Origin of the sequence: Sorangium sp. So ce176 (assembly GCF_051519835.1) — a bacterium.
Taxonomy (GTDB): domain Bacteria; phylum Myxococcota_A; class Polyangia; order Polyangiales; family Polyangiaceae; genus Sorangium; species Sorangium cellulosum_G.
Window position 1 is genome coordinate 5,957,675 of sequence record NZ_CP150371.1, and the last position, 22,214, is coordinate 5,979,888.

Annotated in this window: 14 protein-coding genes; 9 read left to right on the forward strand and 5 right to left on the reverse strand. The window is 74.1% G+C overall.

All coding sequences use genetic code 11. The features are described 5' to 3' along the window. Positions 1 to 4 precede the first annotated feature (4 nt). Positions 5 to 799, reverse strand: a complete 795-nt coding sequence (locus WMF42_RS22260; RefSeq protein WP_437694129.1) for a hypothetical protein — start codon at positions 797 to 799, stop codon at positions 5 to 7. Between the two features lie 9 nt (positions 800 to 808). Beyond that, on the reverse strand, positions 809 to 1,519 hold the full coding sequence (locus WMF42_RS22265) for a DUF2914 domain-containing protein (protein WP_437694131.1): 711 nt from the start codon (positions 1,517 to 1,519) through the stop codon (positions 809 to 811). 93 nt (positions 1,520 to 1,612) lie between these two features. Between WMF42_RS22265 and WMF42_RS22270 the strand changes: the two genes are divergently transcribed. Further along, entirely contained in the window at positions 1,613 to 2,017 is a 405-nt protein-coding gene (locus tag WMF42_RS22270; protein WP_155799004.1) for a hypothetical protein, read from the forward strand. A 193-nt stretch (positions 2,018 to 2,210) separates the two neighbouring features. On the opposite strand, the gene WMF42_RS22275 is transcribed toward WMF42_RS22270, so the two are convergent. Both WMF42_RS22275 and WMF42_RS22280 read right to left on the reverse strand, forming a co-directional pair. Further along, complete coding sequence (locus tag WMF42_RS22275; protein WP_061612470.1) at positions 2,211 to 2,444, reverse strand: hypothetical protein; 234 nt, start codon at positions 2,442 to 2,444, stop codon at positions 2,211 to 2,213. A 138-nt stretch (positions 2,445 to 2,582) separates the two neighbouring features. After that, positions 2,583 to 3,182 carry a hypothetical protein gene (locus WMF42_RS22280; RefSeq protein WP_437694134.1) on the reverse strand — a complete coding sequence of 200 codons (600 nt, stop codon included), beginning with the start codon at positions 3,180 to 3,182 and terminating at the stop codon, positions 2,583 to 2,585. Between the two features lie 116 nt (positions 3,183 to 3,298). On the opposite strand from WMF42_RS22280, the gene WMF42_RS22285 reads away from it, so the two are divergent. Both WMF42_RS22285 and WMF42_RS22290 read left to right on the forward strand, forming a co-directional pair. Further along, positions 3,299 to 4,486: a serine/threonine protein kinase gene (locus WMF42_RS22285; RefSeq protein ID WP_437694135.1), complete on the forward strand. Its 1,188-nt coding sequence runs from the start codon at positions 3,299 to 3,301 to the stop codon at positions 4,484 to 4,486. Beyond that, positions 4,483 to 7,755, forward strand: a complete 3,273-nt coding sequence (locus WMF42_RS22290) for a serine/threonine protein kinase (RefSeq protein ID WP_437694137.1) — start codon at positions 4,483 to 4,485, stop codon at positions 7,753 to 7,755. The genes WMF42_RS22285 and WMF42_RS22290 overlap by 4 nt, the downstream gene beginning before the upstream one ends. A 162-nt stretch (positions 7,756 to 7,917) precedes the next feature. Here WMF42_RS22290 and WMF42_RS22295 read toward each other — a convergent pair whose 3' ends face one another. Then, the gene (locus tag WMF42_RS22295; RefSeq protein WP_437694139.1) at positions 7,918 to 8,781 is read right to left on the reverse strand and encodes a hypothetical protein; all 864 of its coding nucleotides are present in this window, start codon (positions 8,779 to 8,781) and stop codon (positions 7,918 to 7,920) included. A gap of 444 nt (positions 8,782 to 9,225) precedes the next feature. Between WMF42_RS22295 and WMF42_RS22300 the strand changes: the two genes are divergently transcribed. The 6 genes from WMF42_RS22300 (at position 9,226) to mltG (ending at position 22,102) form a co-directional block, all read left to right on the forward strand. Next, the gene (locus WMF42_RS22300; protein WP_437694141.1) at positions 9,226 to 11,589 is read left to right on the forward strand and encodes a cyclic nucleotide-binding domain-containing protein; all 2,364 of its coding nucleotides are present in this window, start codon (positions 9,226 to 9,228) and stop codon (positions 11,587 to 11,589) included. A 273-nt stretch (positions 11,590 to 11,862) separates the two neighbouring features. Beyond that, positions 11,863 to 14,937 carry a vWA domain-containing protein gene (locus WMF42_RS22305; RefSeq protein WP_437694142.1) on the forward strand — a complete coding sequence of 1,025 codons (3,075 nt, stop codon included), beginning with the start codon at positions 11,863 to 11,865 and terminating at the stop codon, positions 14,935 to 14,937. Continuing rightward, the gene (locus WMF42_RS22310; RefSeq protein WP_437694144.1) at positions 14,919 to 16,652 is read left to right on the forward strand and encodes a DUF4215 domain-containing protein; all 1,734 of its coding nucleotides are present in this window, start codon (positions 14,919 to 14,921) and stop codon (positions 16,650 to 16,652) included. The genes WMF42_RS22305 and WMF42_RS22310 overlap by 19 nt, the downstream gene beginning before the upstream one ends. Further along, entirely contained in the window at positions 16,636 to 19,119 is a 2,484-nt protein-coding gene (locus tag WMF42_RS22315) for an NAD(P)-binding domain-containing protein (RefSeq protein WP_437694146.1), read from the forward strand. The genes WMF42_RS22310 and WMF42_RS22315 overlap by 17 nt, the downstream gene beginning before the upstream one ends. An 82-nt stretch (positions 19,120 to 19,201) precedes the next feature. Further along, complete coding sequence (locus WMF42_RS22320) at positions 19,202 to 20,776, forward strand: vWA domain-containing protein (protein ID WP_437694148.1); 1,575 nt, start codon at positions 19,202 to 19,204, stop codon at positions 20,774 to 20,776. A gap of 237 nt (positions 20,777 to 21,013) precedes the next feature. Further along, the gene (mltG, locus tag WMF42_RS22325; protein WP_063815646.1) at positions 21,014 to 22,102 is read left to right on the forward strand and encodes an endolytic transglycosylase MltG; all 1,089 of its coding nucleotides are present in this window, start codon (positions 21,014 to 21,016) and stop codon (positions 22,100 to 22,102) included. The last annotated feature ends 112 nt before the right edge of the window (positions 22,103 to 22,214 follow it).

Sequence of the window (22,214 nt, forward strand, 5' to 3'; positions counted from 1 at the left end):
GCGCCTAATCGATCTGCAGGTGGTAGTGGGGCGGCCGCGACTCCTCGAGCGCGAGCACGCCGCCGACCTCCTCGACACCATCGAGAAAGGCGCGCTTCTCGGCCGGCGTCATGTCCCGGTTCCGGACGTCGACCGCGCCCTCGCGCAGGTGCGCCGAGATGAACACGCCGCGGTCGATCTGGGCGCGGATCACGTGCTCGAGCGCCTCGATCAGCGCCTCGGGAGGCTGGTCGGCCGACAGGCCCTCCTCGTAGGCGCTCTTGATCTCGCGCGCCGCCGCCTTGTCCTTGTAGAGGCCGAGGACGTCGGCGCCGTGCCGGAAGAGCTCGTGCATCGCCTCGGCCTGTCGCTCCGGGTCCCGCGTGCCGCTCGTAACAACGAGCTCTTTCCCGGTCCGCCGGAAGTAGGCGTCGGCGATCTCCGCGACCTTCTCCTCCACGACGGGCGCGAGGGCGACGCCGGGCAGGAGCACGTAGCGGCGCTCCTCGTCCGGATCCGCCGACGTCGCGCGCCGCGAGGCAGCGGTCGCCGGCGGGGCGTCCTCGGCCGGCTCGCCCTCGTCGCTCTCCGGGACCTGCAGCGAGAGCACCCTCGCCGCGGGGCCGTCGGGCACCCAGAAGTTGAGCCCCACCTGCTCGCCGGAAGCGCGGGCGACCGCAGGCGCGCGTCGCGGCCCGGTGAGCCCGGGCTCCGGGGCGACGCGGGAGACGCAACCTCCCGCGACGAGCGCGAGGACGAGGACGGCGGCGCGGCGGGCGCGCCGGTGGACGGCAGGGCGCGAGCGGAGCTTGCAGACCACGGGCGTCTCCTACTTCGTGATCGTGAACGAGGCGCGCGCGAGCTCCTTGCCCGCGGCGTCGCTGACCACAACCGACCAGAGCCCCGGCGCGCGCGCCTTGCGCGTGGCCGCCCACGTGCGGAAGCGCCGCTGCGCGCCGACAGCGAGGGGGATGCGCAGCGGAGCGCTGCCGTCGGGCGGCGCGAAGGTGACGCTGATCTCCGAGGAGGCGCGGTCCTTGTTCGCGAGCTCGACGAAGGCGTAGATGCGGTCGATCTCCGCGCTGGCGAACGAGCTCGCCGGCTCGAGCGGCTCGCGGCCGGCGATGCCCTTCGAGACGACGAGCCGCACCACGTGGAGCTCGGGCGCCGCGGCGGCGTGCTCTTCAGCGTCGCCGCCCTGCGCCGCCCGGCCCGCGCCGTCCGCCACCGACGCGCCGACCGCGGCCGACCCCGACCGGCGGCGCCGCTCCCGCGCCGCGCCGCGGGCCGACGGCGACGCGCCCGCCTCGAGGCGGCCTGAGTCGCTGCGGCCCTGCTCCGCCGCCTCCGGCGAGGCGCCCCGGGGCGCGGCCGCGGTCGCCTGCCCCTCGGTGTCGCCGCCCGGCCCCGCCTGGGCCACGCGGCTCAGCGCGGGGGGCTCTTCCCGGGCGATCCGCTCGATGGCGTCGCGTGGGTCGCTGCAGCCGAGCCAACCGAGCGCCCCGCCGCCGAGAGCGGCAGCCGCGAGCGCCAGGACCATGGTTTTCCGCGTCGTTCCCCGGGTGTCCACACCGACGAGGTGCCACGATTCAGCGGAGGGGGCGAAAAAACGGCAACCCGGCAGCCGACGCGCATGCCGCCCGCGCTGGCCTCACGGCGCGTCGTGCTCGCGCTGGCCGCACTGTACGTGTCGCGCGCGATCGTCGCGCGGCGGGGGTCAAGCGCTTGTCGGCGCGAAGCGGGCTCGGCGCGGGGAGCCGGGCAGAACCCGGGCTGCGACGCCTCTTGTCAACGCTTCGGACGGGACCGGCGCGGGCTGTTTACCAGCTCACTTTCTTTTGCAGGACCGAAGTTCGTGATCGCGCTGTCCTCGATCATCAGGATGAGCAGCCCTCCGCTCGCGCCTCGTGCCGTCGTCGCCCGGGATGCCTGGCTTGTCTCCCGTGGCGCGTGGTACGAGCTCTCCGCTGCGATCTGCTTCATCTCGGGCTCCTTGCAACACTTCAGTCCGGCTGTCACGCCCCGGCTGGCTGGCTAGCCTGCACTTCCGTGCACCCTGCCCGGGGTCGAAAACTGGCCAGGGCGCGAATGCACCGATGTTCGCAGAATAGTCACGGCTTCGACTGAAAATCATCAGGAAAGCAAGTTTACTTGACGATTTTCTGTCCGGCGCCGGCTTTACCGCTTCCGGCGGGTGTCCGCCATGCGTGAACGCGCGTGAGCGGAGCGCTTCAGCGGCGGCCGAAGCCGGAGAGCTGGCGGGCTGCGGCCACCACCTCATCGCAGTCGATGCAACGCAGGGTGCCGTCGACCAGCTCCATGCTGCCCAGGCTGCCGCACTCGGGACAGCGGTTGGCGAGCTGGTGCTTGCTCTCCTCGCAGCGCCGGTGGTTCTCCGCCTCGGCCTCCGCCTCGGTGCGGAATATCTCGGCCGGCGTGCGCACGTCGCGCTTTCGGTCGTCCATGGCGCGCAACGTACCACGGGCGCGGAGCCCGCAGCGAGCGGCCCGGCGCGGCGACGCGCGCGACGCGCGCGACGTGACCGTTGACCGGGGCGCGCTTGCGCAACCCACGAGGCAGCGCTGGCGCGGCCGCGCGACCCTCTACCGGACCGACTCGAGCAGACGCTGGAACGCCGAGCGCGCCGACTGCAGCGTCTCGTCCGGACCGACAGCCCTGAAGAACCAGTTCCCGCGATCGGGCGTCCTCACGGCCGCGCCGAGGAGACGGTAGCCGTCCTTCACCATCTCCACGGGGGCGCGCCTGCCGGCCCCCGCCTTCGGCCCGAGCGCGATCGTGTAGGTGCCGACGACCTCGACCGTCTCGACCCGCATGCCGCGGACCTCGAACGACGCTCGCCTGGCCTTCGCCCCGACGTCCCCGTCGAACTGCGCGAACCACTCCTTGAAGTTCGCCTCGACGTCTCCGTCGCTCCCCAGGCCAGACCAGAGGACCTGCACCTCGGCGTCCTCCTTGTCGTTCGCCACCCGCGGCACCTTGTAGAGGGCCTTGCGCGGGCCGGCGCGCGGCACCTCGAGCGCCGACCAGGACGCCGGGACATCCCACGCGAGCGGCGCGACGACCGGCCCGCCGGAGACCGCTGGCGGCGGCTCGGGCTCCGGCTCCGCCACGGTCCGCGAGCAGGCCGGGACCACGAGCGCCAGGATCGCTGCCAGAGCGAGCGAGGCTGAACGTGGGAGCATGGTCCCGGTTCTACCACCGCGCCGCTCCATCGACGCGCAGCAATTCGAGGGTGTAAGCCCTGGGCCCGGGTCGCGCGTAGAAGAGACGCCCCGGTCGGGGAGAGGAGACGGCGCGCATGGAGCAGATCGGCGAGTACCTCGTTCGACGCCTCGTCGGCGAGGGGGGGATGGGCAAGGTCTACGAGGGCGAGGAGCGCCTGTCGCGCCGGCGCGTCGCGCTGAAGGTGCTCCGCCCGGAGCTCGCCCGGAGCGAGCAGGGACGGCGGCTCTTCCTGAACGAGATGCAGATCCTCGCGCACCTCGAGCACCCGAACATCGTCCGGAGCCTCGCCAGCATCGAGGCCTCCGGCGAGCTCGTGATGGTGCTCGAGTACCTCGACGGCCAGACGCTGCGCGCGGTGCTCGGCGCCGCCGGCCGCCTGCCCTGGCCGGACGCGGTGCGGATCGCGGCCAGCGTGGCGAGCGCGCTCGCCGCGGCCCACGGGCAAGAGCCGCCGGTGATCCACCGCGATCTGAAGCCCGAGAACATCATGGTGCAGAAGGACGGCGGCGTGAAGGTGATGGACTTCGGGATCGCCAAGGTCGTGGAGGCGATGAACCAGACCAACACGCAGAGCGTCGGCACCCTGCAGTACATGAGCCCGGAGCAGATCGACGCGCGGTCCATCGATCACCGATCGGACCTCTACTGCCTCGGGCTCATCCTGTACGAGGCGCTCTCGGGGCGCCCGCCGTTCCAGTCGGCCTCGCCGCGGGAGCTGCTCAACCTGCAGTGCACGGCAGAGCCCCCGCCGCTCGATGACGACGTGCGGCGCGGGCTGCCCCGCGGCGTCGAGCAGCTGCTCTTCCAGTTGCTCGAGAAGGCGCCCGAGGATCGGCCGTACCTCGCGCAGGACATCGTGGACCGGCTGGAGCCGTTCCAGACGGCCGCGAGCGCGCCGCGCCCCGCGACGAGCGGCGAGCACGCGACGACGGCGGGCGCGCCGCAGCGCACCGGAGACCAGGGTCGCGCGAGCGCGCCGCAGCGCACCGGAGACCAGGGTCGCGCGAGCGCGCCGGGACGCGCGAGCGCGCCGGGAGCAGCGCGCGACGCGGACGGGACGGGCGCGCCGCGCGCCGATACGATCGCGCTCGTCGAGCAGATCGACAGGACGCGCGACGTCCCGTCCGGGCTCGCGATCGCGATCGTCGTGGCGCTGTCGGCGCTCGCGGGCCTCGGGACCTACGCGCTGCGCTCCGCGAACGGCGCGCCGGAGCCGCCCGACAGCGTGGCGACGCCGGCCCCGCCGGCGGGGGCGCGGTGAGACGCGCGTCGCCGGAGCAGGCGGGCTACACGGAAGGCGCGCCCCTGCCGGCCATCGGGCGCGCCGCGCGATGGCGCTGCGGCGCAGCAGAGGAGCTGTGGCGGCTCGGCGGGGCGGACCAGGGCGGCCCGGCAGGGCCGGAGCGCGAGGCCGTCGCGGCGCGCCTCCTGTCGCTCGGCGGCGCGGGCATCGGCGGCTTCATCGACGGCGGCGTCGACGCGGCAGCCGAGGGCGAGGGCGCCGCGGCGGCGCGCCCGGACGGCGCGCCCGTCTGGCTGGTGCGCAGGCTCGCGGGCGCCTCCCTGTCGGATCGGATGCGCGCGCGGCGCGGGCCCTTTCCGTTCGAGGAGGCGCTACGGCTCGCCATCGCGATCGGCCGCGCGCTGGCCGCCTGCGAGCGCGCCAGCCTGTTCCCCGGGCCGCTCTCGCCCGACGCGATCCTCGTGGACGACGCTGGCCAGGTGACGCTGCCCGCGGACGCGCTCGTCGCGGCGCTCGTCGGGGGACAGGCGGGCCGCGGCGCCGCCCCGGAGCCGCGCCCCGAGGGAGCGCGCGTTTCGTCGGCGATCCCGCCGCTCTGGACGCCGCCCGCGCAGGCCGACGGCGCGCTGTGGGACAGCGCCGCGAACCGCTACGCGCTCGGCCTCGTGCTCTACCGCCTGCTCGCGGGAGAGCACCCGTTCGCGGGCGCCGGCCTGCGGCACGCGCTCGGCGAGGCCGCGCACCGCGAGCCCCCGCCGTTCGTCGAGGGCGTCGCGGCCTCGCTCCCCGCCGGCCTGCAGGGCTACGCCCTGCGGCTGCTCCACCCGGATCCCGCGCGGCGGCCGTCGCGCGCCGAGGCGATCGTCGACACGCTGGGGGGGTTCCTCGAGGAGCCCCCGCCGGCGCGGGCGACGCACGGCGCGCGGGCTTCCCGGCGCGCCGCCACGTCGACCGAGGACGGGTCTGCCGCCGCGCCGGCGGAGGCCAGGACCGCCGCGCCGGCGGAGGCCAGCAGGACCGCCGCCGCGCCGCGCGGGCGCGAGCCCGGGGTCGAGGCGCGCGCTCGCCGCCCGTCCCGCGGACGCCACGAGCGCGGCGGCGCGGCGGCGCGGCTGTGGCCGCTCGCGCCGGTCGGGGCCGGCGCGCTCGTCGCGGCGGCAGCGCTCGCGCTCACGCGGGGCGCCCCCGAGCGGGCGGCGCCGCGGACGGTCGCCGTGGCGCCTGTCGCGCCGCTCGCGCAGCAGGAGACGGCGGCGGAGGACTGCGCCGCGTGCCACGGCCGCCAGGCCGCGGAGTGGCGCCGCTCGGTGATGGCGCACTCGGTGAAGAGCCCGCTCTTCAACGCGCTGGAGAGCCTCATCGAGGAGCAGGTAGGGCGCGACGCCGACTGCCCGCACGGCGCGGGCATCCTCCGCAAGGTCGATCCGGCGCGCGCGTGCCGCGACAGGGGCAGCGGCGTCGCGGTGACCGGCTCGGGCGGCGAGCACTGGTGCGTCAACTGCCACAGCCCGGCGGAGAACCTCGACGCCGCGATGCCCGCGTGGGACGGCCGCCCCGGCGGCGATCCCCGCGCGCGCCTGCCGGTGCGCGACCTGCTCACGCGCCGCGGCCTGGAGGGGATCTCCTGCGGCTTCTGCCATCAGGTGCACGGCCCCGTCGGCCCGCGCGGGCGTCTCGGCTACCAGGGCAACCCGACGTGGACGTCCTTCGTGACCGGCGCCGTCTTCCCGGCGCGCCCCGAGGACGCGCGCGGCCTGCTCGGCATCGCGAACAGCGGCTACGACCTGCGCCCGGAGGAGCTCCTGCTCACCGCGGGCCAGCGCCCGGACGGGCGCGCCGGGCGGCCGTCGGCGGGATCGGCGGGCGGCGACGACCCCATCGTGCACGGGAGGCCGTCGGCGAGCGCGAAGGCCTACCTGCGATCGAGCGAGTTCTGCGGCGCGTGCCACGACGTGCGCCTCTTCGGCACCGACAGCCTCGCCGCGGCGCGGGGCGAGCACTTCAAGCGCCTGCGCAACGCCTACACCGAGTGGTCGGACTGGGCGCGATCCGAGGAGCGCGCGGGCCGCCGCGCGGCCACCTGCCAGGACTGCCACATGAGCACCTACCCGGGCGTCTGCGAGGCGGCTCCCGCGTCGGGCGCCGCGCAGCCGCCGGCGGGAGATCCCGAGTGCCCGCCCGGAACGCGCTTCTCCCCCCGCCCGCCGGGGTCGCGGCCGCGGGGGCGTGTCGCGGATCACTCCACCGCTCCGGCGGACGTCGCGACCCACTACTTCTCCGGCGTGGATGTGCCGCTGTCGGACGAGTTCCCCGAGGCGCTCGTCGATGAGCCGTCGCTCGACGTGCACGGCATCCCCGCGAGCGCCCGGCGCCGCCGCGATCTGCTCCTCCGCCACACGTTCCGCTTCGATCTCGGCGCCCCGCGGCGCGCGGGAGCGGCCGGAGAGCGCGTCGAGATCCCGATGGAAATCGAGAACATCGGCGCCGGGCACAAGGTGCCGGCCGGCTTCAGCCAGGAGCGCGAGATCTGGGTGCACCTCGTTGTCAGGGGTGGAGACGGGCGGGTGCTCTACGAGGTTGGCCGGGTCGACCGCGCCGACGAGGACCTGAGAGACAAGGTGTTCGCCCGGGTGACGACCGACCCGGACGCGAACAATCCCTTCCGGGGGGCGGGCGCGCAAGGAGGGTTGTTCGGCGCCGACGTGCGCGACGGATCGGATGCCCCTCTGTGGAATCCACCTCCACGGCTCGGCGGGACCTCGTTCCGGGGACGCGGGCTCATCAACTTCCAGAACGGGTTTCTGCGCTGCGTCCGCTGCATCGGCGTCGTGACCGCGGACGGCGCGTGCGAGCCCGGGCCCGGCCAGGGCCTGCACCACGCCGACCGGTTCGCGGACGGCGACTACGACATTGACACCGGGGCGTGCGGCTCGAACCTCACCGGCCACAACGCCTTCCTGGAGACGTACTTTCCCGTCGGCGCGCTGGACGCGAGCCGCGGAGCCGTCAAGGGGCCGGACGCGATCATCGACACGCGCTCCGTGCCGCCCGGCGTGCCGATCCGCTACACGTACGAACTCCCGGTCGGCAACCGGCGCGGCCCGCTCCGGGCCGAGGCGAGGCTGCTCTTCCGGGCGTTTCCGCCCTTCCTGATCCGCGCGTTCGCCGCCTACGAGCGCGAGCAGGCGCGGCGGGGCCTCAGGCCGACAGGCCCGCTGGTCACCGAGTCGATGCTCGCGCGCCTCGAGGTCGTCGAGCTCGCGCGGGCCGAGGTCGAGATCCCCTGAGCCGAGGAGGCCACCGCGATGGAGCGACAGGAGAGGCAGGCCTGCCGACGGGCCGGCGGACAAAAAGGGGCGAGCCCCTACCCCGGCCCGCGGGGTAAGGGCTTCGCTGGTCAGGAGCTGAAAGGCTCAGCTCGCGGTGATCGAGAAGAGCGGCCCCGGCGATCAGGGAGGGGGCGGGGGCGGCTCGGTCGGGAGCGGCGCCATCAGCTTGAACGGCCTGCCGATCCGGTAGGGCCGGTTCGACGGCGAGTAGTAGCTCGTCATCGACGACGTGACGCTCCACGTGTAGCCGAGCAGGATGCCCGTGAGCGAGTCGGTGTACACGCGGATAAAGCCCTTCCCGATGCCCGGGGTCATGGATCCGTCGCTGCAGTCCCCGCTCCAGCGGCTGTCCTTGTACGCCTCGTTGCACCCGTGCGCCGTCTCCGTCGAGTCCACGATCGGCACGGCGTACTGCTTCGTCCCCGAGTAGCGCGGGTTGACCTGCACCAGGATCTCCTTCGGCGCGCCCGTGATGATGACGGTGTGGCCGGCGTAACCCTTTGGCATGCCTGTCACTGGATCGATCACTGGCATGCCTGTCACCGGATCGATCTCGACCTTCTTGTCGATGACGAGAATATCGCCCTTCTCGATGTCGACCGCCCGCGTGACGCGGCGGAAGAAAGTCTCCCGCGCAGGAGGGGGCGCGCCGAGCGCCGGACTCGCGTTGATCTTGTCGAAGTACTCTTCCGACGTCGGGCTGTACTTTTGCCAATGCCGCTTGATGTCGTTCCGGGTGTACCCCATCGACTTCTGCAGCGTCAGCGTGAAGAGGCACGCGCCCTTGGTCATGGAGGCCCAGGCCCCCATGCCTTCCCCGGGCACGAGGCTGCCGTCGAGCGACGGGTCGGGCTCCGACTCCCAGTTCATGTAACAAGGGTCGGTCCCGGACAGGTTCTTTTCCGGCTCCGTGTGGTCGAGGAACTCGAGGGCCCAATCCGCGTGGTCCTTGGCGCTCGCGGACGCCGAACCGAGCGTGATCAAGGACGCGGCAGCCAGGGATGCAACAGCCAAACTCGTCGTGCGCCTACTCATACATCTACCTCGTTGATTTCGAATGACATTGCATGTGCACTCTGGAACAGATGCTAGTCATTTCATGCCGAACCATCAAACGAACCCTGGCGCCGAAGATGCCGAGTCTAGCAGGATGGATATTCCCTATAATCGGCTTGGGTGTCAAGGATTTTTCGGGACGTTCGTCCAATTTTTCACGCTTCTTCAGCGTCGAACGTGACGTAAGACCATGTCGTCCCACAAGATATCTGATGCGCGATGGTATGAAGCGACGGTGTCCGGCGCCATGACACGGCCTCCTCCCGCCGCTCCTGCTGACCTCGGTCCGCGGCGCGGATCGCGCGTCGATCGCGCCGCGGGACGAGGTCTACCGGCGCGGTCCTCCGCGCTCGGCGGCGGGGAGCTGCGCTGATGCCCTCATCGGACCACACGCGCGGCGACGTGCGCGGCGCGGGATCGGAACGCCCTCGCGCATGGCCGCCGGGGGTGTTCGACGCGCCGCTGCTGCGAGGGCTCGACGAGCGCGCCCGGCGCGAGATCGCCGAGGCGGGGCGGCTCCGCGCGCTGGCGCCGGACGAGGCCGCCTATCGCGCCGGCGACGCCGGCGACGCCTTCTTCGTCGTGGCGTCGGGGCGCGTCGCGCTGCGCGCGACACGCCGCGGAGATGATCGCGAAACCGAGGTGCGCACCGCCGCTGTGGGCGATGTCCTCGGCGAGGAGGCGGTCGTGGGGATGTCGCGCAGGACCACCGCAGTCGCGCTCGCCGAGAGCGTGCTCGCGGAGATCCCCGTCCACCTGTTCCGCCGCGCCGCCGGGCGCTCCGGAAAGGCCGAGATCGCCGAGAAGCTCGAGCGCGCGCTGCGAAGGAGCGCGACGCGCGACCTCCTCGGCACCCTCGCCTTCACGCGCGCGCTCGACCCGGAAGACATCGAGATCGTCCTTGACGCGGTGAGTCATCGGCGCTTCGAGCGCGGCCAATCCGTCTATCGCGCCGGCGACCCGGCGGCGGAGCTGTGGCTCATCGCCGAGGGGATGGTGCAGATCCAGACCGAGGACGGAGATCGGATTCATGTGCGCGCGTATCTCACCCGAGGTGATTTCTTCGGGGACGTCGAGCTCGACGAGGGACGGAGTCGGGCGGCGAGCGCGGTGGCGAGCGGCGCCGCGACGCTCCTTTCGGTGCCCGCGAAGACGTTCGCCTTCCTCGCGCGGAAGCACCCCGATCTCATCCCCCGACTCCGGCGCATCACCGGCGAGCAGCGCGCCGCCCAGGAGGCGATCGTCGCCGGCCAGGCGCGCAATCACACAGCGCACGTCTTCAGGGACCTCTATCGCCTGCAGGTCGCGCGGTCGCTCCTTGTCATCGACCTGGAGACGTGCGCCCGTTGCGGGCACTGCGCGTGGTCGTGCGCCGATGTGCACGGGGTCTCGCGGCTCGTGCGCCGCGGGGACAAGGTGCTCGCGCGGGTCGACGACGCGCCGCAGGCCGCGCGGCACGAGGCGCCGCGGAGCCTCCTCTTGCCGAACTCCTGCCAGCACTGCGAGAGCCCGGCGTGCATGATCGAGTGTCCCACCGGCGCCATCGGCAAGGATACCGGAGGCGAGGTGTTCATCCGGGACGCGCTCTGCACGGGCTGCGGCGCCTGCGCCAAGGCGTGCCCGTGGGAAAACATCGCCATGGCGCCGCGGCCCGCGGACGCGCCGCGCCCGGGCGGCGCGGGCTCCCCGGACATCGCCGTGAAGTGCGATCTCTGCCGCGATCACGACGGGCCGGCGTGCGTGAAGGCCTGCCCCACGGGGTCGATCTTCCGCGTCAACCCGGCGGAGGAGATCGCCGACGTGCGCGATCTGCTCGGCGGGGCGCGGCGCGAGCAGGAGCGCGCCGGCGCGGGACGGAGCGACGCGGCGCTGCTCGCCGGGAGCGCGATCGCCGCGGCGGGGCTCGGCGCGGCGGGGCTCGCGGCGCACGCGCGCGCCGATGACGCAGCGCGGCCCGGCGAGGGCGCGGCCTTGTCGGCGGGCGTCGCTGCCGCGGTGGGGATGGCGCTGCTCCTGCTCTACGCGGTTCCGAAGCGCGCCGGGAAGTGGGTGTGGATGCGGCCCAGGCGGCGCGACGCCGCGACGAAGGAGCGCGGCGACGCCGCGCCCGTGAGGAGCCGGCTGCGTCCGCACCTGTCCGGGCACCTCGCGATCGGCCTCGTCACGGCCGGCCTCGCGCTCGCGCACGCGCCGTGGCCGCGGTCCGGCCGCCCGACGCTCGGCGCGGCGCTGCACCTCGCCTTCTGGGCCGCCGCGACGGCGGGCGCGTTCACGGCGGTCGCCTACCGGCTCGCGCCGCGGCGCCTCGCCCGGATCGAGCGCACCGCGGCGCTCCCCGAGGACTTCGCCGCCGCCCGCCGCGAGCTCCTCGACCGCTTCTACCGCGGGGTGAGCGGGCGCAGCGAGCTGGTCAAGAAGCTCGTCGAGAAGATCCTCGTGCCCTACGCGCAGAGCCCCCTCGGCCCGCTCGCGCTCCTCGCCTCGGGGCGCGGCCTGCGCGAGGAGGAGCGCGCGCTGCGCGCCCGCATCGACGAGGTCCTCGAAGGGCGCGGCGCGGAGCGCCTCGCCGGCCTGGCCGAGCTCATCCGGCTCGCCGTGGAGCTGCGTGCGCTCCCGGCCCAGCGCGCGCTCCTCGCCGCGCTCCGCGGAGGGCTGCCGGCGCACATCATCACCTTCGGCGTCGCCGCCGCGCTGCTCGTGCTTCACGCGATCACGGCGGTCAGCGTGCCCCGATGAGCGCGCGCACGCCGACCCACACGACCGCAGCCGCGCCGCGCGGCGGAACACCGGCGGCGGGCCGGACTCGCTATGAAATCGTTGCGGGGCACGGCATTTCTTTGTGCGTCGCGCGCCTCGCCGACCGCGGCGCCTCGCGCGTGGGGAACCGCGCGCGGGCGCTGCGACCGTGTTTTGGGCAGCCGTCGGCTCGCCAGCGACAGGCCTGGACTTTGCCTTCTGCGCCCAGGTACAATTTTCTCGTCAGCACCCCAGTGGAAGGTAGAGAAGCCGATGGCTGGTCCCTCGACCAAGTGGATGGGAGCGCTCTCCCGATCAGGCTCCGCCGAGGCGTGGGCGCCGAGAGCGATGCTGCTCGTCACGCTGCTCACGGCGTCGGCGGTGGTCGCCGGAGCGTGCAGCGGAGACGACAGCGGCCTTCAGGGGCCCGACGACGGGGCGAGCTGGCCCGACGCGGGGACGGGCCCCGACACGGGCCAAGGCGACCCGTGCGAGGACGGCGAAGAGCTGGAGTGTCACGTCACCGTCGGTGATCACGAGGGCGTGCTGACGTGCCTGGACGGCGTCCGGCGCTGCGAGGGCGGGCGTTACGGGAGCTGCCAGGGGTCGATGACGATGCGGCGCTCTCCGTTCGGGGCGGCGCCGCGGGGGAGCGGCGAGAGCGGGTATCGCCCGTTCGCCAACTCCGAGGCTTCCGACGGGGGCCTGTGCTCTACCAACCCGTGCGACCCGACGTGCCAGTCGTTCGAGGAGCTGCCGGACGGCGGGCCCATCGACCTCTCGGGGGCCGGCGTCACGTACCCGTGGTCGGTCGGGGACATCAACGAGCTGCCCCAGACCGTGGCACGGCAGGGCACGCACCAGCCGTGCACGACCGCCGAGGACTGCCAGTTCGACCAGTACTGCGACAACCCCGCTCGCGGCGCGTGCGGCCACAGTCCGTGCGCGACCGGCTCCGCGCTGCTGTCGAGCTGCAGCGGCTGCGTCACGAAGGTCTGCGACGCGAACCCGAGCTGCTGCAAGCAGACGGTAATACCGGCGGACTGCGGGCATGACGCCTGTTATGCATACAGCGGCCCGGCGACCAACATGACGCCGACCTGCGGTGATCCATGCATCGCGAACATCTGCGCCGCCCGTCCCCAGTGCTGCGAGATCACCTGCGAGTCGGACGCGGACTGCCTGACCCTCGTGGGAGCGGACAGCTTCTGCATCGACCCGGGCGTCTGCATCGAGCCCTTCAGCGGGTGTCCCGCGGGAACGACCCGCGACTCCCTCACGGGCAGTTGCACGGGCGTATGGAACGCGACGTGCGTGGGCCTGGTCCCTGCACAATGTGGCAAGACGTGCCCCACCACGACCCCGACGTGGGGCGCCTCCTGCGTGGCCCTGGCCGAGGAGCTTTGCGGCGCCGACTGCGAGGATGCGCCCACTGCGACGTGCGCGCACGACGAGTGTTACGCCGGGCCGCCGCTGAACGCGGCGCAGTGCGGCACATGCGTCAGCGCGGTCTGCGCGAGCATGTCGAGCTGCTGCACGGCGGAGTGGACCGATCAGTGCGTGGAGCTCGCGAAGAGCCTCTGCAACAAGGACTGCCCGCAGCAGGGCCTCTGCAAGTCCTACGCGCCGAACGAGACGAACCCGGCGTGCCCCGGCGTGGACCTGACGCTCGGCGTGCCCTGCGGCGGCACGATCCCGGTCTGCAACCGCGGCAACACCCCCGCCCCCGCGGGCATCGAGATCCACAGATATCCGGCCGGCGCCGGACAGCTCCCCTCCTCGGCCCCGGGACGGATCATGGACGCGTGCAGCCCGACCGGCGGCGCCGTCGCCTGCACGACGGCCCAGCCGATCGCCCCGGGCGAGTGCATCAGCGTGGCCGGCTGCACCGGCCTCGCCGACGGCATGGAGCTCATCGTCAACCCCGACGGCGTGGTCGCCGAGTGCCAGTGCGCCAACAACGGGAGCATCCATCAATCGGCCATGTGCGAGTCGCCTGGCTGCATCGCCACGGCCAGCGTGTCGCTCATCAGGCCGGTGACCCTGTTCGTGGCGCTCGATCGATCCACCTCGATGGGCTCGCCGAGCTCCGCGCGCTGGACACCGGCGACCGACGCGCTCAAGGCGTTCTTCAGGGATCCGGCGTCTGCCGGACTCGGCATCGCCTTCAGGTTCTGGCCGCTCGACAACCCGGGCCCGTGCAACGACAACTGGTGCCCCCTCCCGGGCACGGGCGGCGGCGGCTGCGCGCTGCCGCTCGTCCCGTTCGATGGCTCCCCCGCCAACCGGCTGATGGAAGAGTCCGCGGCGATGGGGGATCAGCAGGAGCTCAAGCTCGACCAGGCGTTCATCAACTTCCCGACCCCCAACGGCGACACGCCGATGCACCCGGCGCTCGACGGCGCCACGACGTGGGCGATCAACTACAAGAACGCCCATCCCGAGGAGGAGGTCGCGGTCGTCCTCGTCACCGACGGCATCCCGTCGCACTGCAACACCGTCCCCAACGACATCGGGGAGCTGGCGCGCCGCGCCTTCCAGGACTACGGCGTCCGCGTGCACGCCGTGGGGTTCGGCAACTCCAACGCGGAGATCATCAACCTCATCGCGGCCCGGGGCGGCGGACAGGCGTACAACCTCACTACCGGATCGGCGCTCCAGGGCGGCCTCCTCAACGCGCTCGTCTCGATCCGCGGCCAGGCGCTGCCGTGCGACGTCACGGTCCCTCTCGCGGGCGTCGCGGACCCGGCGTCGGTGTCCGTCGTTCACGTGAGCGGCACCGGCGCCGAGACCACGCTCACCCGCCGGACCGGGGCGGGCAACTGCGCCGGCGGCGGCTGGTACTTCGCCGACGCGACGAACACGAGCGTGAAGCTCTGCCCCACCACCTGCTCCTCGATCCGCGAGAACCCGGGCGGGAAGGTCCGGGCCATCGTGCCGTGCGTGACGACGAGCCTCACGCCGATCACCACCGCCTGGGAGCGGTACCACGGCGTCTGCCCCCCCGGGACCAAGACCCAGTGGGGGTACCTCAGGTACAGGACGACGACCCCGGGCGACTCGAGCGTCGAGTTCCGGATGCGCACGGCGGACAACACGGCGGATCTCGGCTCGGCGTCGGAGTCGATCGTCGCGACCGCGCACGCCGTGCCGACCGACACGCAGGTGTGCGACGAGAGCTCGATGCCGATGTGCGCGATCGATCTCTTCGACGCGCTCGGGGAGCTCCCCGACGCGCGACGGGAGTACCTCGAGCTCCAGATGACGCTCAACCCGACGAGCACCGGCGGGGGCGGGGTCCAGGTGCAGGACTGGGAGATCACGTATTCATGTCCGGATTCCGAGTGAGGCGCAGCATCACGGCGGCCGCGCTGCTCTGCGCCGCGGCGGGGACGATCGCGGCGTGCGGCGACGACGACAGGCCGCGGCCGAGGCCCCCGTCGTCCTCGGGCGGCACCGGGGGAGGCGGCGAAGGCGGCGGCGGCGAGGGCGGCGGCGGCGAGGGCGGAGGCGGGGGCGCCCCCCCGGTCGCCTGCGGGGACGGCGTCGCCGAAGCGGAGGAGGCGTGCGACGAAGCCGATCTCAAGGGCGCGAGCTGCCAGAGCCTCGGGTTCGAGGGCGGCGAGCTCCAGTGCAGCGCCGCCTGCGCCGTCGATGCGTCGCGCTGCTCGAGCGCCGAAGCGTGCCAGGACGGCCAGGATAACGACCTCGACGGCCTCGCGGACTGCGGCGATCCGGCGTGCGAGGCGGCCTGCGCGGACATGTGCGCCGCGCCGGTGGCGCTCCCGGACCCCGCGGCCGCGACCGGCGACACGAGCGGCCACGCGGTCATCGACAGCGGCTGCATGGCGAGCGGCCCGGGCGTCGCGTACACGTTCACCGCGGCCGCGACGGGCTTGCTCGACGTCGTGCTGGTCCCGGAGACGGACGCCAGGCTCCTGGCCGTGCTGCGCGGCGCCTGCGCCGACGCGGCGACGACGGTCGCATGCGGCAACGTCAGCGTCGGCCCCGGGATCGACAACCGGCTCACCGTGCCGGTCCGCGAGGGCGACGCGTTCCACATCGTCGTCACCGGAGCGGACGAGGGCCAGACGGGGCCGTTCGCCCTCAGCGTGCGCAGCCGCCAGACCGTCTGCGGGGACGGCATCCAGGATTCGACGGAGGCGTGCGACAACCCCGTCGACGAGGAGGACGACGGCTGCGACGAGGACTGCCGGATCGAGCCGACCGAGGTCGAGCCCAACAACACCCTGGCCACGGCCAACACCCACGCCGCGCCGTTCTTCGGCTCCATCGATCCGGCGGGCGATCAGGACGTCGTGCGCGTCACCGTGCCGAGCGGCCCGACGGTCCTCATCGCGGAGACCACCGACGTCACGAGCAACGACTGCCTCAACCACCGGCTCGACAGCGTCATCGAGATCCTGGACGACAGCGGCGCGACCATCGTGCGGCGCGACCGCGGAGAGACCGGCCTGTGCGCCCGCGCGGTGGCGCCGTCGCTCGCGGCGGGCGACTACTACGTGCGCGTCACGGCGGGGTCCGGCGGGCCTCCGACGTTTCCCTATGGCCTCGAGGTGACGCTCGTCGAGGAAGCGTGCGGGGACGGCAATCTCACCGAAGGCGAGCAGTGCGATGACGGCAACACGGCTGCGCTCGACGGGTGCAGCCCGACGTGCCGCTTCGAGCTCGACGAGACAGAGCCGAACAGCACCCCCGCGCAGGCCAACGCCTACGCGTCCCCCTGGCTCGCGGAGATCGCCCCCGCGGGCGACGTCGACGTGATCGCCGTGCAGGTGCCGGGGCCGAGCTCGACGATCCACGTGAACGTGAGCGACAACGGCACGGGCGCGTGCATGAACGGGCTGCTCGACAGCCACGTCGAGATCCTGGGGACCGACGGGGCCACCGTGATCGTCGCCGACGACGACACGGGGGTCGGCTATTGCTCCTATGCCTCGGCCAGCGACCTCGCCGCGGGCACCTACCACGTAAGGATCCGGGCCGCGGATCTCGTCCCGAACGCGACCTTCTTCTATCGACTGAATGTCACGGTCCTCTAGCCCCGCGGGCGGGCGGGGCTCGACGCTCCCGCCGCCCGGAGGCGACCCGGAGACGGCCGGGGCGGCGCGCTCGCCCGACCCATCGAGGACGCTCTACCGCGCCGATCTCTCCGACCCGCGCCAGCGCGCCGCCCAGCCGCGGGAGGTCGTCCGGGGGCGCGCCGCGCGCCGCGCCGAGTCGACGTCGGACGTGACCCGCTTCCGGGGCGTGCTGCCGGCCGCGCTGGCGGGCGCCGTCGCGACGGGCGCCGCGGCGCTGCTCTTCCCGCCGCCGGGCGGGCACGCGGCGCCGGGGCCGCTGTCGCTCCCCCACGCGCGCGCGGGGCTCGCGTGCGCGTCGTGCCACGCGGAGCAGGCGCCCGCCGCGGCGCGCGGGCTCTCGGCAGCACCGCAGCCCGCCGCGGCGCGGGGGGATCGGAGCGCCGCGCGCTCGATGGACCAGGCCTGCACGGGGTGCCACGGCGCCCACGGATCGACCCGCAGGAGCCACGGGGCGCTGCTCGCGAGCGGCGCGCTGAGCTGCGCCACGTGCCACCCCATCCACCGCGCAGACCAGGGCGTCGTCTTCGACCCCGCGAGGCCGCCTTTGCGCTTCGCGCCGGGCGCCGAGGTGGAGCTCCCGCGGACCGCCTTCCGCCCGAGCCAGCCGGCCACGGTCGCGATCGTCGCCGCGGGGAGCTGCGCGCCGTGCCACGACCTCGCCGCGCCGCGCGACCCGGTCGCGCGCTGCCTCGTCGCGGCGCAGGCGCCGCTCGGCGACGCCCGCCCGATCACCTGCTTCGACGAGCACCGCCCTGCCCTCCCCGCGGACGCGGCGCCGGGCCGCGGCGGCGCGAGCGGCGGCGTCTGCAGCGGCCAGCACACCGAGGACCGCGCCCTCGCGTGGGACGCGGCGCGCGACGCGGCCGCGGCCTTGCCGGTCGTGACGGGCGCGGCCGGCGCCGCGGGCGGGCGCACGTACGCCGCGCGCGCGCTGCTCTGGATGGGCGCGGGCCTGGCCGCCGCCGCGCTGGCGTTCGCGGGCGCCCGCGGCGGCCGTGCGCTGCGCGAGCGGCGCGCGCGCGATGCGCGTGAGCGCGCGCGCGACGGCGTGGACCGCGCGGCGCCCGAGGCGATGCTGCGGCCCGCGGCGCGCGTGCGCCTGCCCCGGATCGACACGACCACCTGCCTCGGCTGCTACGCGTGCGTCGACGCGTGCCCGTACGACGTGCTCGCCGTCGAGCGGTACGTCGCGGTCGTGGCCCGCCCCGAGGCGTGCTGCGGCCTCACGCTGTGCGAGCAGCGCTGCCCCAACGGGTCGCTCACCATCGAGGACGGCGCGCCCATCGCCGACCGGCCGCGCCTCGACGACGACCTCGGGAGCCTCGACGTGCCGGGCCTGTACCTCGCCGGCGACGTCACCGGACTCCCGCTCATCAAGAACGCCATCCACCAGGGGGCGCACGCGGTGACGCGCATCGCGGAGGACCTGCGGCGGGCCGGCCCGGGCGGCGCGGGCGGTCAGGCGCTCGATCTGATCATCGTGGGCGCAGGCCCCGCCGGAATCAGCGCCGCGCTGCGCGCCAGGGAGCTCGGCCTCTCGTTCGAGGTGATCGAGCAGGGCAGCGTGGCGCAGAGCATCCAGAGCTTCCCGCGCGGCAAGCTCGTGTTCGATCAGCCGCTCGACCTGCCGGTCACCGGGAAGCTGTGGCTCAAGGAGTCGACCAAGGAGGAGCTCCTCTCCCACTGGCTCCGCATCGTGCGCAAGGAGCGGCTCCCCATCGTGCAGGACACCCGGATGGTGTCGGTCGAGCGCGGGGCGCACGCGGGCGCGCGATCGACAGACGCAGGCAAGCGATCGTCCGACGCGGGCGCGCGCGCCGAAAGGCAGGCCGAGGCCGGCTTCGTCGTCGTCACCGAGCCGCGCGAGGGCGGGCCGCGCGCCGAGCGCCGCGCACGACGCGTGCTGCTCGCCCTCGGCCAGCGCGGGTCGCCGCGCCGGCTTCCGTTCGAGCTGTCCGCCGAGGTGGAGGGCCGCGTGTACTACCACCTCGCCGACGCCAGGAGCCTCGCGGGCAGCCGGGTGCTCATCGTCGGGCTCGGCGACGTCGCCATGGAGGCCGCCATCGCGCTGGCGCGCCAGCCGGGCACCGAGGTCACCGTCGTGTACCGGGGCAGCGGGTTCCGCCGCGGAAAGACGCGAAATATCGAGGAAGTACGCCGACTTGCGGCCGCATCCCGCCTCTCGCTCCAGCTCGAGACCGACGTGACCGCGCTCGCCGCCGTTCCGGGCGGCGCGCTCGCGGCGACCCTCTCCTCGCCGGCGGGGACGCGGGCGCACCCGTGCGACGCCGTGCTCGTCCTGATCGGGAGCATCCCGCCCTGGAGCGCCCTCCGCGCCGCCGGCGTCCGGCCGATCGCGGAGCCGTCAGATCGTTCGAGGCCCGACGACGTACAAGAAACCACGCCCGCGGTCCCCACGCCGTGAGCCCGTGCCACGATCGGTCGTGGCGATCGGTCGTAACATCGGTCGTAAGATCGACGGGCCCGGGCCGTTCTCTGGAGGAGCCATGAAGCCGACCCATGTCGCCCTGTTCTCCGCCCTCGGCATGATGCTCACGAGCATCTCGGTGTACTCGCTGGTGCCGTCCGGGGGCCGCAGCGCCGCGTCGGCCAGCGACGTGGTCGCCGAGCTGCCCCGCGTGGTCCCGGAGGTCGCGGGCGGCGCCGTGGCGGCGGCGGCCGACGCGAGCCGCTTCACCACCGGGTCGAGGCTGATGCTGGAAGGGCGCGTCGGCCACGCCCGCCTCCCCCGCGCGGCGCGGGAGACGTTCCTGATGTTCGAGGTCCGCGGCGACGGGGCGCCCGCGAGGTCGCAGGCGCAGGGAAACCTGTCGCTGGTCATCGATCGCTCCGGATCGATGAAGGGCACCCGCCTCGCGAACGCCGTCCAGGCGGCGACGACCGCCGTGAGCCGCCTGAACGACGGCGACGTCGTGTCGGTTGTCACGTTCGACACGAGGACGAGCGTGGTCGTGCCGCCCACGACCGTCGGGCCCGCCACGCGCGGCGGCATCCTCGCGCGCGTCCGCGGCATCTCGCTCGGGGGCGACACATGCATCTCCTGCGGCATCGAGGAGGGCCTCGCGCTGCTCGGCCAGACGGGCGGCGGGGTGAACCGGATGCTCGTCCTCAGCGACGGCGACGCCAACCACGGGGTGCGCGACATCCAGGGCTTCCGCGCGATGGCGCAGCGGGCGCGCGATCGCGGCGTGAGCATCACGACCATCGGGGTCGACGTGGACTACAATGAGAAGATCCTGTCGGCGATCGCGCTGGACTCGAACGGCCGGCACTACTTCGTCGAGAACGACGCCGCGCTCGCGCGCATCTTCGAGGCGGAGGCGGAGCAGCTCACCGCGTCCGTGGCGAACGGCGCGGAGCTCGCGATCGATCTCGCGCCGGGCGTGGAGCTCGATCGGGTGTTCGATCGCCCGTTCCGGAGGGCCGGCGGCCAGGTCGTCGTGCCGCTCGGCGCGTTCGCGTCGGGGGAGGTGAAGACGGTCCTGCTCAAGGTGCGCCTCGGCGGGCTCGCGGGCGAGCAGGGCGGCGCGGCAGCCATCGCCGACGTCGGCCTCGCGTACCGCGACCTCGTCGCGGGGACCGACGCCCGCTGCCAGGGCAAGCTGGGGGTCGCGATCGCGGACCGCGACGCCGACGCGAGCGAGCTCGACGCGCTTGTCGCGGGCCGCGTGCAGCGCAGCGAGACGGCGGCGACGCTGAAGCAGGCGAACTTTCTGTTCGAGCAGGGGCGCCTCGACGAGGCGCGCAGCAAGCTCGACGCGCAGCAGCGGTCGCTGCGGAGCGCGGCCGACAAGGCGAAGCGCAGCGCCCCGGCGAGCCGCGCGAAGGACGTGGCGGTCGACTTCGAGAGCCAGCTCGCCGCGCTGGAGCGGGCCAACACGGATTTCTCCGCGCCGCCGGCGTTCGCCACGCCGCCGCCGGTCGCCGCCGGCCCCGCGAAGGCCGGCGGCTTCGCGGCGGCCCCGGCGGCCCCCGCGCCCGCGCCCGCGGCGACGCAGTCCCGCGAGGGCAAGGCCGCGGTCAAGCGCAACGAGGTGGACGCCGCCCAGCTGGCGCGCTGACCGGCGGCGCGGGGCGTTGACACGGGTCCGGCTTTCGGGTTTTGACTCCCGGCGGTGGGTGTTCGTTCGAGGGCGAGCCGGCCGGGAAACCGCCGGACGGGTGGCGACGGCGCGCAGGGGTCGCCGCCGCGCGAGCCCCCGTCGTCGACCCGGAAGACCACCCCCGCGCGGCGCGCGCGTGGCGCGGGGCAGCGCACGCCGGCGTCGCGGCGCCCGACCCAGGCTCGCGCGCGGCGCGTGCGGGCGCTCCTCCTCGGGCTCGCGGGCGCGATCGCGCTGACGGGCGCGGCGCTCCTCGCGCTGGTGCTCGGCTTCGGGCGCACGAGGGTCCCGGATCGGGGGCGCGTCGTGGAGATCAACTGGCCGGACGGGCTCGACGCGGGCGAGGCGGCGGCGCTCCTCGCGGCCGAGGGGCTCGTGGAGAGCGAGCGCGCGATGGCGCTCTACCTGCGCGCGACGGGCGGCACCGAGGGGTTCGTGCCGGGCCCGCACCTGCTCTTCGAGGGCGCGACGCCGCGGGAGCTCCGGCAGATGCTCACGCGCGCGGAGGGGCGGCCGACGGCGAAGGTCACGATCCCCGAGGGATGGAACCGCTTCGACGTCGCGGCCCGGCTGGAGAAGCTGCGCGTCGCCGGCAAGAAGACGTTCCTCGCCGCGACCGCCGACGGCGCGTTCCTCGACGCGCTCGGCATCGAGCGCGGCGGCGCCGTGGGGGCGGAGAGCGCGGAGGGGTACCTGTTCCCCGCGACGTACGAGTTCGCGCTGGACTCCGACGCGCGCGACGTCGCGCGGCGCCTTGTCGCCGAGTCCGACCGGCGCTGGGGCGTCCTCGCGGCGCAGAGCAAGGACGGGCTCGCCGCGCTGCAGGCGACGCTCGGGTGGGGGCGCCGCGAGGTGCTCACGCTCGCCTCCATCGTCGAGAAGGAGGCGGTCGTCGAGGAGGAGCGGCCGCTCATCGCGAGCGTCTTCCTGAACCGGCTGCTCGATCCGACCTTCCGATCGCGGCGGCTGCAGTCCGACGCGACGGCGCTCTACGGCTGCGTCGCCTGGCCCGAGGACGCGCCGTCGTGCGCCGAGTCGGGCGGCAAGCCGACGCCCGCCGTGGTGCGGGATCCGAGGAACCGCTACAGCACCTACGCGCACCCGGGGCTGCCGCCCGGTCCGATCGCGAACCCGGGGGCGCCGTCGATCGCGGCCGTGCTGGCGCCCGCGGCGACGAGATACCTCTATTTCGTGGCGGCAGGCGGGGGCCGCCACCGGTTCAGCGAGAGCCTCGACGAGCACAACGACGCCGTCCGGAAGCGCCGGGGCGCGACAGCGCCGTAGACGGAGCGCGAGGCGACCGGCGCGGGGCTCGCGCGCCGGGCGCGCCGGGGACATCGTGCGGGGCAACGCCGTCCACGCTTCCTGGAGCGGCGCGAGGCGCAGTAGATTCGCG

Coding starts and splice junctions, on each gene's coding strand:
- WMF42_RS22320 (WP_437694148.1), top strand. CDS start 19,202: ATGAAGCCGACCCATGTCGCCCTGTTCTCCGCCCTCGGCATGATGCTC.
- WMF42_RS22310 (WP_437694144.1), top strand. CDS start 14,919: ATGTCCGGATTCCGAGTGAGGCGCAGCATCACGGCGGCCGCGCTGCTC.
- WMF42_RS22265 (WP_437694131.1), bottom strand. CDS start 1,519: ATGGTCCTGGCGCTCGCGGCTGCCGCTCTCGGCGGCGGGGCGCTCGGT.
- WMF42_RS22315 (WP_437694146.1), top strand. CDS start 16,636: ATGTCACGGTCCTCTAGCCCCGCGGGCGGGCGGGGCTCGACGCTCCCG.
- WMF42_RS22280 (WP_437694134.1), bottom strand. CDS start 3,182: ATGCTCCCACGTTCAGCCTCGCTCGCTCTGGCAGCGATCCTGGCGCTC.
- WMF42_RS22270 (WP_155799004.1), top strand. CDS start 1,613: ATGCCGCCCGCGCTGGCCTCACGGCGCGTCGTGCTCGCGCTGGCCGCA.
- WMF42_RS22305 (WP_437694142.1), top strand. CDS start 11,863: ATGGCTGGTCCCTCGACCAAGTGGATGGGAGCGCTCTCCCGATCAGGC.
- WMF42_RS22275 (WP_061612470.1), bottom strand. CDS start 2,444: ATGGACGACCGAAAGCGCGACGTGCGCACGCCGGCCGAGATATTCCGC.
- WMF42_RS22300 (WP_437694141.1), top strand. CDS start 9,226: ATGCCCTCATCGGACCACACGCGCGGCGACGTGCGCGGCGCGGGATCG.
- WMF42_RS22285 (WP_437694135.1), top strand. CDS start 3,299: ATGGAGCAGATCGGCGAGTACCTCGTTCGACGCCTCGTCGGCGAGGGG.